We start from the raw sequence: 11,428 nt of genomic DNA, 5'->3' as shown, positions 1-11,428 counted from the left end.
GTGACTTCGCCAGCCAGCCGCTCCGGCGCAAGGCTGACCGCCTCCAAGCAGACAGGCACCATCTGCTCTGGCAGCAGACCGCGCAGCACCGAGGCCATAGCCTCCTTGCGCCGCTCGCTGAAATCGCGCAGCAGGCGGGCATCCAGCTTCGGCTCGTCCAAGGCCGGCTTGAGGTCAATCACCACGCCGACCGCCGCTCCCTCGCGCAGCGCGTCCACCATCTGGCCGCTCAAGGTGAGGATGACCGGGCCGGAGAGGCCGTACTTCATGAAGAGCAGCTCGCCAAAGGCATCCGCCTGCTTCCTGCCGTTGATCAGCAGGCGCACGCCCACATTGCGCAGGTGCAGCCCGGCCAGCTTGGCCGCGATGCCGCCAGTCTCCACCGGCACAAGGGCAGGGCGGAGCGGGACGATGCTGTGACCGGCCATTGCCGCCAGACGGCAGCCCTCGCCGCTGGACCCGGTGGCCGGATAGGACGAGCCGCCTGCCGCGAGGATCACTGCGCCGCCAAGCACCTGCTGGCCGTTGCAGAGCACGCCGCGCACGCAGCCGTCCTCGATGAGCAGCTCATCCACCCGCGAGCCGGGCCGCAGCGAGACCGGCAAGCCTGCCAGCCAGTCCTGAAACACAGCGACCACATCGCCTGCCCCTCCCTGCGCAGGAAAGATCCTGCCGCCACGCTCAGTCACAGTCTCCAAGCCGCGTTCCTCAAAGAAGCGGAGCAGGTCCTGGCTGAAGAACTGCTGGAAGCACTGGCGGAGGAACTTGCCGTTTCTGCCGAAGCGGGCAAGGAAGTCGGGCAGCTCCGCGCTGTTGGTGATGTTGCAGCGGCCCTTGCCGGAGATCTTGATCTTCCGGCCCGGCTGCGCCATCTTCTCTAAAAGAACGACCTCGGCTCCGGCTTCCGCCGCCTGGCCTGCGGCCATCAGCCCGGCAGCTCCGCCGCCGACAACAATGATGCGGCGGCTCACAGCAGCGCCTGCCAGTGAAGGGTGAACGTGCTTTTGCGCATGAGACAGCTCCGTAGTATGAGAAGGAAGGAATGGACTCTGGCGGGCAATAGTACCCTGCTTAACTGCCTCAGGAAAGAGCGGAAGCGTTGTTTTCGCTTGCAGGCCAGGCGAATCGCGGGTAATCAATGCAGGGGCTGGCGGAACCAGCCATACTACTCATGGTGAGCGGAGATGACAGCGCATTACGAGGCGGACATAGTCGCATGGGCCAGCGAGCAGGCGCGGCTGCTCCGCAGCGGCAGATTTGATCTGCTGGACACAGAGCACATTGCTGAGGAAATAGAGGACGTGGGCAAGAGCGAACAGCGGGAGCTGGCGAGCCGCATGGCAGTGCTGCTCTGCCATCTGATCAAGTGGTGCTACCAGCCCGCACGGCAGGGTGCAAGCTGGCTGGCGACGATCAAGACCCAGCGCGAGCGCGTCCAGCGCCGCCTGCGGCAGACTCCCAGTCTGGGGCAATGCCTGCATGATGCGGACTGGCTGGCCGACGCTTGGGATGATGCCCGCGATGCGGCGGCCAAGGAAAGCGGCATCGCCTATGAGAAGTTCCCGGAGCGCTGCCCTTGGCCGATTGAGGATGTTCTTTCGTCAGACTGGCTGCCGCCGCAGCCGGAGCTGCGCTGACAGAGCCTGATGCCCCATTTCCTCCCCTCCACCCCGCAGGAAGTCCAGCAGCTTGGCTGGGACCGCCTCGACATCATCCTTGTCAGCGGCGATGCCTACATCGACTCGCCTTTTGTCGGCACAGCGGTGATTGGCCGGGTGCTGGCGGACGCAGGCTTCCGGGTCGGCATCATCGCCCAGCCAGACCTGCATGGCGACGACATCCGCCGCCTGGGCGAGCCGCGCCTGTTCTGGGGCATCAGCGGCGGCTGCGTGGATTCGATGGTTGCCAATCACACCGCCTCCGGCAAAAGGCGCAAGCAGGACGACTACACGCCCGGCGGCCTGAACAACCGGCGGCCCGACCGCGCTGTGCTCGCCTACGCCAACCTCATCCGCGCTCATTTCAAACAGACCAGCCCGCTGGTGCTTGGCGGCATTGAGGCCAGCCTGCGCCGCATCGCCCACTACGACTGCTGGAGCAACACGGTGCGCCGCTCCATCCTCTTTGATGCCAAGGCCGATTACCTGCTTTACGGCATGGCCGAGCGCAGCGCGGTCGAGCTGGCAAGCTGCCTGCGCGACGGGCGCGATCCGCGCAGCATCCGGGGTTTGTGTTATATCAGCAAGGAGCGGCCTGCGGAGTATCTGGAGCTGCCTGCATACAGCGAGGTCGCAGGCGCGGAGCGGGCGCGGAAGCAGGCTTTCACCCGCATGTTCCGCCTCTTCTATGAGAACAACGACGCGCTGACCGCGCAGGGTTTGGCCCAGCTTCACAACGACCGCTGGCTGATCCAGAATCCGCCGCAGCCGCCGCTGACGCAGGAGGAGCTAGATCATGTCCACAGCTTGGACTACCAGCTTGACCTGCATCCTTACGACCGCCAGCGCGGGCAGGTGAAGGCCTTGGAGACCATCCGCTTCGCTCTCACCACGCACCGGGGCTGCTACGGCGAATGCAACTTCTGCGCCATTGCTGTGCATCAGGGCCGCACCGTCACATGCAGAAGCCGCCAGTCCATAGTTGCTGAAGCGCGGCGGCTGACCAAGCACCCGGCCTTCAAGGGGCGCATCCACGATGTCGGCGGCCCGACCGCCAACATGTACGGCATCGAATGCCGCAAGAAGCTGACCAAGGGCTGCTGCCGCGACCGCCGCTGCCTCTTCCCCAGCATCTGTAAGAACATGGCAGTTGATCACGGCGAGCAGCTTAAGCTGCTGGAAGAGCTGCGCACGCTGCCGGGCGTGAAGCAGGCCGCCGTCTCTTCCGGCATCCGCTATGACCTGATCCTTGCTGACCGCAAAAACGGCCTGAGCTATCTGCGCCAGGTGGTGCGGCATCATGTCTCCGGCCAGATGAAAGTTGCGCCGGAGCACTGCCAGCCGCACGTGCTCGCCTGCATGGGCAAGCCGGGCGTGGAGAGCCTGATCCGCTTCCGCGAGCTGTTCCTGCGCCTGAGCAAAGAAGAGGGCCTGCCGCAGTTCCTCACCTATTATATAATAGCCGCGCACCCCGGCTGCGACCAGGCGGACATGCTCGCCCTGCGCGACTTCGCCCACAAAGAGCTAAAGGTGCTGCCCAAGCAGGTGCAGATATTCACGCCCACGCCGTCAACCTGGTCAACAGTGATGTATTGGACTGGGGAGAACCCCTTCACCGGCCAGCCCTGCTATGTGGAGAAGGACGCGCGGCGGCGCGAGCGGCAGAAGGAGACGCTGAGCGGCGCGGGCAGGCCGTAGGAGCGGTTCGCGAACCGCCCCTGCGGATCATCCTCCGCCTCCCGTCTGCGCCAAACGCAGCTGCGGGTACCAGCATGCTGACTCCCTCGGTACCAGCATGCTGACTCGTGGGGTACCAGCATGCTGACTCGTGGGGTATCAGCATGCTGACTCCTCAAGTACCAGCATGCTGACTCGCGGGGTATCAGCATGCTGACTCCTGCTGTACCAGCATGCTGACTCGCCGGGTATCAGCATGCTGGTACCGAATGCCTCCGAGCAGGGCCGGGCGGTTTGCAAAGCGCCTCTCGCATCTCGTGTTCAATCACCTGCAAGGGCAAGGCAGCTGCGGACTGCGGCATGATCTGCCCTCGTTTGCCCGCACGCCGCGACTGCCAAAGCAAACAGGGACTCGGCTTGCGCCGAGTCCCTGCCGTGTGCTCGCTGCTGCGGGAGTTTGTCCCTACACTGTCAAATCCTCGCGCACCCGTTTGCGCGGCCCGCCATGCCCGGCTGTTGACCAGTCGCGGACAGGCGCGGGCGCGGCCAGCTCCTGCTGGCGCTGTAGCCTGCCCATGCGGTCATAAATCATCTGCCAGACGCAGTCGGTCTCGCTGTTGATCTCGCAGCGGCCATTGGCCGAGCCGCCGCAGGGGCCGTTCATCAGGCTCTTGGCGCAGCGGGACACCGGGCAGAGGCCGCCGGTGAAATGCAGCACGCAGTGGCCGCAGCCCGCGCACATCTCCTTCCATACGCCCTGCTCGGCGGAGCCGCCGAAGAAAGTGGTGTTGAGAGCTGGGTAGACATGCTCGGCTGGCCGCAGGTTGGCTATGAAGTTCACGCCCACGCCGCAGGCGGTGGAGAGGATCGCGTCGTGCTGGCCTGCGTATTGGTCGAGGCTGTCGATGTACTCCTTGTCGCACTGGCGCACCAGCGAGGCCACAGCCACTTCAGCGTTCCTGCCCGCCTTTTGCAGGCCGAGCCGCACCAGCGAGGCGAGAATCTCCGCCTCGCGCTCGCCGCCCGCCGAGCAGACAGTGACGCAGCCCTTGCAGGCCAGCACGAGGATCTTCCTGCTGTCCCGCAGCATTTCCAGTATCTCAGCCAGCGGCTTCCGTTCAGCTACTATCATAGTGTTCTCCTCAAACAGGTCTTGGTCTCAGGCCGCCTTGCGGCAGAAGGGGCTTTTCCCCAGCCTGCTGATCAGCGTGTTCATCTCCTCGGCGGCGGCGATGAATTCCGGGTGCAGTCCGCGCTCCAGATGGTACATGCGCACCCGGTCCGCCTCCACGCCCATCTCGGCCAAGGCCTTGCGCACTGAGTCGACCCGCTTGGCCGCGCGCAGGCTGCCTTTGACATTGTGGCAGCCCTCAGCCGGGCAGCCGACCACGTAGACTGCGTCTGCGCCGTCCTCAAAGGCCTTGAGCAGGTCTGTCTCCTCCAGCTTGCCCGTGCAGGCCAGCCGGGTCAGAGTGATGTTGGCCGGGAAGTTCAGCTGGGCCAGCACCTTGCCGCCCTCGGCGCAGCTCTGCGACGAGGCGTAATGGCAGGTGAAAAGCCGGATGTCTGGTGTGAAGCTCATGGCAGCCTCCTTAGTTCGCGCCGCAAGCAGCCAGGAGCCGCTCGTCTTCGGACTGGTTGAGAGTGATGGCCTGGGCCGGGCATTCGCCCGCGCAGATGCCGCAGGCGCGGCAGGCCGCCGGGTCGATGTGCGCTGCGCCGCCTGCGTCGATCTTGGGCACGCCCCACGGACAGACGCGGACGCAGGTCAGGCAGGAGACGCAGAGGTCACGCTCGACCTTGGCGGCCTTGCCCTTCTCCACCAGCTGGTCAAGGCTGACATGGCCTTTCTTCAAGGCCAGACCGCGCAGCACAGTCATGATGTCAGCAAAGCCGACATTCTGCGGGCACACGGGCACGCAGCTCCGGCAGCCGGAGCAGTGCCAGAGCAGCTCGGAGGAGAGCAGCCGCTCCTCCATGCCCATGCGGATCATGTGGATGATCTTGCGGGGATCATAGGCGGGAATCGCCATGCTCACCGGGCACGCGCCGGAGCACGCGCCACAGGCGAAGCAGGAGTTCAGATGCCCGCCGCCGGGTTCAGCGGCCACTTCGGCGCTGAAGCGTGGGTTCATTGCAAACACTTTCTGAGACATGCGGCAGCCTCGCTGGACAGTTGCGTTGCCGGAGCAACAATATAGGGAAATACGAATGAGCGGATTCAGTGCGCGACCAGCAATAACTAACGCATTTTGGCGGGTTTGTCAATGAGAGGCTGCGCAGGCGGCGTTCTCCGCTACTCATAGCGGGCGGCCCAGATGCCGCCGTCCTGCTCCCAAACCGCGATGGCCCTGCCGTTCGAGTCAAGCATCACCTGCGGATTCTGTGCGTCGCCGCCATTGTTTGTCTCTATCAGCCGGACATTCTGCCAGCCTGCGCCGGGCGCATGGTGGGCAGCCCAGATGTTCCAGCGGATTCCGTCGTGCTGCTGCCAGACTGCGACTGCGCCACCTGCCGGGTTCATGGCAATCTGAGGCTGCTTCGCATCCCCTGAGTCGTTTGTCTCCACAAGCTGCGGCATGCTCCAGCCTGAGCCAGACGCATAGCGAGCCGTCCAGATGTTCAAGCGGGAACCGTCAGACTGCTGCCAGACAGCAATTGCATTGCCTGCCTCATCCATAGCGACATCAGGATTTCCTGCGCCATTGCCAGCATCCGTTTCAAGGAGCCGGGCCGCTCCCCAGCCGGTTCCAGCGGCATAGCGGTTGGCCCAGATGTCATTGCCGATTTGCGGCGAGGTGGTCCGCTGCCAGACGGCAATCACATCGCCTGATGTATTCGCGGCAAGCTGGTGGCCAGTGGAGTTGGAGAGCTGAACCGGATCAGCGGTCTCAATAAGCTGGCTTTCCCCCCAGCCTGCGCTTGGTTCATAACGTTTGGCGGCAAGATAAAAGGTGTTGACCAGCCGATGCTCCCAGACAACCAGCAAATTGCCGGACGCATCGACGACAGCGCGGGCATTCTGCTGCTGTGAACTTCCTTCAATCTTAGTCGGCGCGCCCCATCTTGAACCGGATTCGTAGCGGTTTGTCCACAGCGTGCTGGGCTTCATGCCCTCTGTCCAAAAGGCGGCGGCGTTGCCAGCCGCATCCATGACCACGCTCTGCGGCTGAACGAAACTGGCGCTGCTGCTGATCTGAACAATTTCGCCGCAGCTGTCTGCCGCTGAACAGATCTTGGCAAAAGCAGCCGCATCGTCATTTGCGTCGTATTCGCTCCAGATGACAGCAAGGCTGCCTGCCGGACTCATCGCAACCACACTGCCGCTGCCGCCCAGCAGGCCTGCCGCCTGCCAGCCAATGCCTGCCGTATATTTTCTGCACCAAATTCCACCGCCTGTCCGCCATAACGCCAAGGCGTTTCCAGCGGCATCGGCAACGATTTCAGACGAATGCGCATAATCAGCTTCGTTTTCAAGCAGCTGCGGCGTGCGCCAGCGCGGCCCGGATTTCTTCGTCAAAACAGAAGGCATAACCAGCTTCAACACATCCGCAACGGCATCCGCGCCGCATGGCAGAAGCGACCAGGACAGCGCGAAAAATGCCGCCCGCTTTGCGAAAGAGGAGCAAGAGAGCATGGCATCACCTGTCAGGTTGTTTTTTATTCGGCGGCCTGCCGGAAATCCGCTGAGAAAATTACCCCTCATGCACAGGAATGTCAACAACGAGATGGAAAAGCTGGAAGATGATTACGCCGCGCCAAGGCAGCTGCCGGTCTCCTGAATCAGCCGTTGCAGCTCCTCGACTTTGACCGCCGCTTCGGCGCAGCCGCCGTCCAGTGTCAGGGCGCGGCGGTACATGATCAGGGCGCGGGTGTACCACTGGCCGCTCATGTAGCTGCGGCCGGCAGTGCAGAAACCGAGGCCGGGAGCACCGGAGAACATGTCCTGAAAGACGGATTCGAGGGTCTCGCCCCACAGCTCCTCGACCATGTCCTCGCGCTCGACCAGAAAACGGACCAGCAGGTGGTTGCCGGAGAGCAGCGGCAGCATGGTGCGGAGCATGTTGCAGGTCTGGCCGAAGAGCATGGCCAGCTGCTCCATCTGGCGCATGACATCCACTGCCACCCGCCGCACCAGCCCTTTGCGGTCAATGACCCGGCGCAGGCGGAAAGCCGACGCAGCCAAGCCGACGCTCCAGAAGGCCGCCGAGCCGTAGCTGTTGAGTATCTGCACATTCTCTTTGAGTTTGACCGCCTCATGAAAGATGGAGCCGATCAGCCACTCAATCAGGGAATCCTCCAGCTGCTGGGCCGGGCCGCCTTCGGGCCAAATCTGCTGGCAGAGGTCCCGCAGCAGCCAGAGCGGGCCTTTTTCCGTCTCTGTGCCGACCATCACCGAAAGCTGATCCCAGATGCTGCATTTCTCATGATTCTCGCTGCTGATCAGCAGGCAGCAGGCATCGCCGCGCCGGGTGGTGCGGCAGTGGCAATAGGACTGGTACAGGGCCTGAAAGGCGGGCATCAGGTTGAAGAAATCAGCAAAGACCTGACGGATGAAGAAATCGCGTTGCCGCTCGAACCAGCCGACGCGGAGAGAGCTGCGGAAGGCGGGAGGGAGAAAGGCGGACATTGGATTAGCGCAGAGCCTGCCGGTAGAGGGCGAGGTAATCCTGCATCACCCGCTCCCATGTGTGCCGCTCATGAATGCGCCCGACAGCTGCCCGCTGCATGACAGCGATCTGGCCGCGCTCCTGACGGTATAAGCGCAGGGCCTGCTGCATGGCGGCGGCAAGAGCCTCAGGCTGATGCTCCTGATACGCGAAGCCTGTTTCACCGTCCAGCACCTTGACCAAGCCGCCAACATGGCGCACCACCGGCAGATTGCCGAAGAGCTGGGCGATGTAGTCGGTCAGGCCGCAAGGCTCGTAGAGCGAGGGGATGAGAAAGAAATCTCCGGCGGCGTAAATCCGGTTGGCCAAGGCTGGGGCGTAGCCTTGGAGGAAGCAGAGCCGCCTGCTGCCTTCGGCCATCTCCTTCAGATGCTCTTCCAGATATTTCTCGCCGCTGCCGAGAATCAGCGTCTGAAACCCGGTCTCGCCAGTGGCGGCCAGAAGGGTCAGAGCCTTGAGCAGCACATCCACGCCTTTCTGGGCAGTCAGCCTGCCGATGAAGGTGAAGAGCGGCAAATCTGGCTCAAAGCGCAGGTTGCCGTGCTGCGTCACTTTGTCCCAATACTGCTCGTTGCCGCAGGCTGCCAGCAGCCGCTCCTTGCAGACGCGTTTGCCGTGCAGATCGCCCGAGGCTGGATCAAAGGGCGCGTCAAGGCCCAGCTTCTCTGCCTCGCAGGGATTGAAATCCTCCGGGCTGATGCCGTTGGTGATGCCTGCCAGCGTCACTCCCTTGCGCAGGAGATGATGACCGAGCCAGCCGGTGCGGCTGTCCTCCTCGCTCTTTTGCAGCTCGCGGGCGTAGTTCTCGCTGACCGTGTTCATCACCGCATGGCCAGCGGCGGCGGCGAAGGGGTCGAAGCAGCTGTTGAAGATGCCGGAGCGCACTGCTGAAGCAGGCAGGCCAGTGACGGATTCGGCGAATTCAATGTCCGCCACCTCCTGATGATAACCCATCCCCGCGTTGTGGATGGTCACCGCCGCGCCTGTGCGGCAGAACCAGTGCCGCCACCCTTCGTTTTCGCGCATCATCGCGGGCAACGTGGCGGCGTGGCCGTCATGGCAGTGAATGATGTCCGGGCGGAAATCGAGCAGAATCAGCAGGGCAAGGGCGGCCTTCTGAAGGAGGATGTTCATGGCGAAGTAGTCATAATGCCCAGCTCCGGCCTGCTGCCAGCTCTTTTGCGCCTCCTCATCGGCGGTGTAGGTGTACACCCCGTGCTTCTCTGCAAAGCGCTTGGAGTCGAGCAAATAGACAGTCACGCCCCGAATCTTGCGCTGCCAGACGCTGACCTCCTCGCGCCGCTCCCGGCCCGGATAATTCATATCCACCTCAAAACTGTAGGCAGTTTTTCCGGCAGCATCGCGGCAGGGCAACGGCAGCCGCTCAAAGCCTAGCGCGGCGGCATCCATGAAGCCGTAGAGCGGCAGCGTGGCCCGCACGTCGCAGCCGCCGTGCTGCGCCAACGCCTCGGCAAGCTGGCGGCAGACATCTTTCACCCCGCCAGCCCCGGCCAGTCCTTCATACTCGCGGCTGACCATCAAGACGCGCTGCGCTCTTCGTTCTTCAAATGGGTTCATTGTTAATAATATTCCTCAGAATGTTTGCTGTCTGCCCACAACTTGCTGCCGCAGCAGCTGATCCGCCAGCACCAGCCGCACCATCGCCTCGCAGACCGGAATGATGCGCGGAATGGCGGAAATGTCATGCCGTCCGCCGATTTTGATCATTGTCGATTCGTTGCTGCGGGTGACGGTTTGCTGCTCCTTGCGGATGGACGGAATCGGTTTGACCGCCACCCGCATGATCAGCTCTTGGCCGCTGCTGACCCCGGCGAGTATGCCGCCCGCGTTGTTGCTGAGAAAGCCTTCCGGCGAAAGAGGGTCGTTGTTCTCCGAGCCAAGCATTTCCGCCGCCCGAAATCCTGCGCCGATCTCCACGCCCTTCACTGCGCCGATGGACATCAGAGCGCGGGCCAGTTCGGCATCCAGCTTGTCAAACACCGGCTCGCCCAGACCAGCGGGGCAGTTTGCCCGGATTTCAACAATGCCGCCCAGCGTGTCGCCCTGCTCGCGCACTTCGGCGATGCGTTCTTCCATCCGCTCCGCTGCCGCACTGTCCGGGCAGAAGAGACTGTTTTCGCCAATCACCGCAAGGTTGCGCTCTTCCGCCCAGATGCCGCCCAAGGCGACCGTATAGGCCAAGACGTTTATATTGTACTTGCTGAGCAGCTGTTTGGCAACTGCGCCTGCCGCCACCCGCGCCGCCGTCTCCCGCGCCGAGGCCCGCCCGCCGCCCCGATGGTCGCGGATGCCGTATTTGGCCTGATAACTGAAATCGCCGTGGCCGGGCCGGAAGATGTCCTGCAAGTTGCTGTAGGATTTGGAATGCGCGTCCTTATTGAAGATCACCAGCGAGATCGGCGTGCCAGTGGTTTTCGGACAGGCCGCGCCTTCCGGCTGAAAGATGCCGGACATAATTTCAACCTTGTCCGGCTCCTGCCGGGGCGAAGTTGCGCCGCCTTTGCCGGGCCGTCTGCGCTCCAGCTCCTGCTGGATCATTTCCGGGGTCAGCTCGATGCCCGGAGGACAGCCGTCAATGACCGCGCCCAGCGCGGTGCCGTGGGATTCGCCCCACGTTGTCACCCTGAACAGGGTGCCGAAGGTGTTTCCTGCCATAGATAGTAGAAATTAACCCAAGTTATGACCTGTAACTCTTGAAAAATACATATTTCTCCGCATGTGGCATAATTTCTGCTGCATGGCGCGAAGATTCCTGTCTCTGGAAAACTGCCGCCCGCTTCTGTTTGCAGCATTGGAAGAGTAATTTACCACAGATTCAGCAGGATAAGCTATCTTAAAATACAACAAGCTGATCGAAATCAGCTGACAGAGCCGTCGATCTGGTTGAAAATGGCCGCAATGAAAACGAAACTGATCGGCATCACTGTAAAATTAAACACTGAAAGAGAAGCGACGGACTTAAACCAGCTGCCTCTTGTTGCAATTAGCCTGCGTCCGCCGCGCCATCAGCATTTTCTGAGCCGTCTGTGGCTTTTTTCTCCGCAAAGCACGGTTGAATCGTCCCGTTTCACAGTTAAATTGCCCTGATTCACACATGAATCATCTTGGTTCACGCTTAAACCGCCGTGATTCACGCTTAAAACAGCACGATTCATGCTTCAACTGACACGATTCAAATGTGAATCAGCTTGGTTCACGCTTCAATCGCCGTGATTCACGCTTCAATCGGGCTGATTGAAGTGTGAATCAGCCTGATTCATGCTTAAATCGCTTTGATTCACGCGTGAACCAGACCGTTTTAAGTGTGAATCGTGTTGTTTTAAGCGTGAAACGGCTTGATTGAAGTGTGAAACAGGGCGGTTCACGTCCCGTTTGGCTCGCCGCTTGTTCCAGTTTGTTCAT

The 11,428-nt window shown here is 62.1% G+C and carries 11 protein-coding genes; 3 read left to right on the top strand and 8 right to left on the bottom strand.

Annotated features, from left to right (window positions below):
- The coding region (locus ACNKID_RS06635; protein ID WP_417912650.1) for an aminoacetone oxidase family FAD-binding enzyme at window positions 1-971 on the bottom strand (971 nt) is incomplete at its 3' end.
- Window positions 972-1,184: 213 nt separating this feature from the next.
- On the opposite strand from ACNKID_RS06635, the gene ACNKID_RS06630 reads away from it, so the two are divergent.
- Both ACNKID_RS06630 and ACNKID_RS06625 read left to right on the top strand, forming a co-directional pair.
- Window positions 1,185-1,637, top strand: a complete 453-nt coding sequence (locus ACNKID_RS06630) for a DUF29 domain-containing protein (RefSeq protein WP_417912649.1) — start codon at window positions 1,185-1,187, stop codon at window positions 1,635-1,637.
- A 9-nt stretch (window positions 1,638-1,646) separates the two neighbouring features.
- Complete coding sequence (locus ACNKID_RS06625) at window positions 1,647-3,356, top strand: YgiQ family radical SAM protein (protein WP_417912648.1); 1,710 nt, start codon at window positions 1,647-1,649, stop codon at window positions 3,354-3,356.
- Between the two features lie 442 nt (window positions 3,357-3,798).
- Here the strand turns inward: ACNKID_RS06625 and ACNKID_RS06620 are convergent, their stop codons facing one another.
- The 7 genes from ACNKID_RS06620 to aroC form a co-directional block, all read right to left on the bottom strand.
- Entirely contained in the window at window positions 3,799-4,467 is a 669-nt protein-coding gene (locus tag ACNKID_RS06620) for a methylenetetrahydrofolate reductase C-terminal domain-containing protein (protein WP_417912647.1), read from the bottom strand.
- Window positions 4,468-4,494: 27 nt separating this feature from the next.
- Window positions 4,495-4,917 carry a hydrogenase iron-sulfur subunit gene (locus ACNKID_RS06615; RefSeq protein ID WP_417912646.1) on the bottom strand — a complete coding sequence of 141 codons (423 nt, stop codon included), beginning with the start codon at window positions 4,915-4,917 and terminating at the stop codon, window positions 4,495-4,497.
- A 10-nt stretch (window positions 4,918-4,927) separates the two neighbouring features.
- A complete protein-coding gene (locus tag ACNKID_RS06610) occupies window positions 4,928-5,491 on the bottom strand; it encodes a 4Fe-4S dicluster domain-containing protein (protein WP_417912645.1) in 564 nt (187 codons plus the stop codon).
- A 140-nt stretch (window positions 5,492-5,631) separates the two neighbouring features.
- Window positions 5,632-6,867: a hypothetical protein gene (locus tag ACNKID_RS06605; RefSeq protein WP_417912644.1), complete on the bottom strand. Its 1,236-nt coding sequence runs from the start codon at window positions 6,865-6,867 to the stop codon at window positions 5,632-5,634.
- A gap of 216 nt (window positions 6,868-7,083) precedes the next feature.
- Window positions 7,084-7,965: a hypothetical protein gene (locus tag ACNKID_RS06600; RefSeq protein ID WP_417912643.1), complete on the bottom strand. Its 882-nt coding sequence runs from the start codon at window positions 7,963-7,965 to the stop codon at window positions 7,084-7,086.
- Between the two features lie 4 nt (window positions 7,966-7,969).
- The gene (locus ACNKID_RS06595) at window positions 7,970-9,583 is read right to left on the bottom strand and encodes a glycogen synthase (RefSeq protein WP_417912642.1); all 1,614 of its coding nucleotides are present in this window, start codon (window positions 9,581-9,583) and stop codon (window positions 7,970-7,972) included.
- Between the two features lie 15 nt (window positions 9,584-9,598).
- Window positions 9,599-10,681, bottom strand: a complete 1,083-nt coding sequence (aroC, locus tag ACNKID_RS06590; protein ID WP_417912641.1) for a chorismate synthase — start codon at window positions 10,679-10,681, stop codon at window positions 9,599-9,601.
- A 243-nt stretch (window positions 10,682-10,924) separates the two neighbouring features.
- On the opposite strand from aroC, the gene ACNKID_RS06585 reads away from it, so the two are divergent.
- Window positions 10,925-11,113 carry a hypothetical protein gene (locus ACNKID_RS06585; RefSeq protein ID WP_417912640.1) on the top strand — a complete coding sequence of 63 codons (189 nt, stop codon included), beginning with the start codon at window positions 10,925-10,927 and terminating at the stop codon, window positions 11,111-11,113.
- The last annotated feature ends 315 nt before the right edge of the window (window positions 11,114-11,428 follow it).

Source organism: Candidatus Electronema sp. TJ, from assembly GCF_048287355.1.
GTDB lineage: Bacteria > Desulfobacterota > Desulfobulbia > Desulfobulbales > Desulfobulbaceae > Electronema.
Note: the sequence above shows the minus strand (reverse complement) of the source record. Positions and strands in the feature narration are given on the sequence as shown.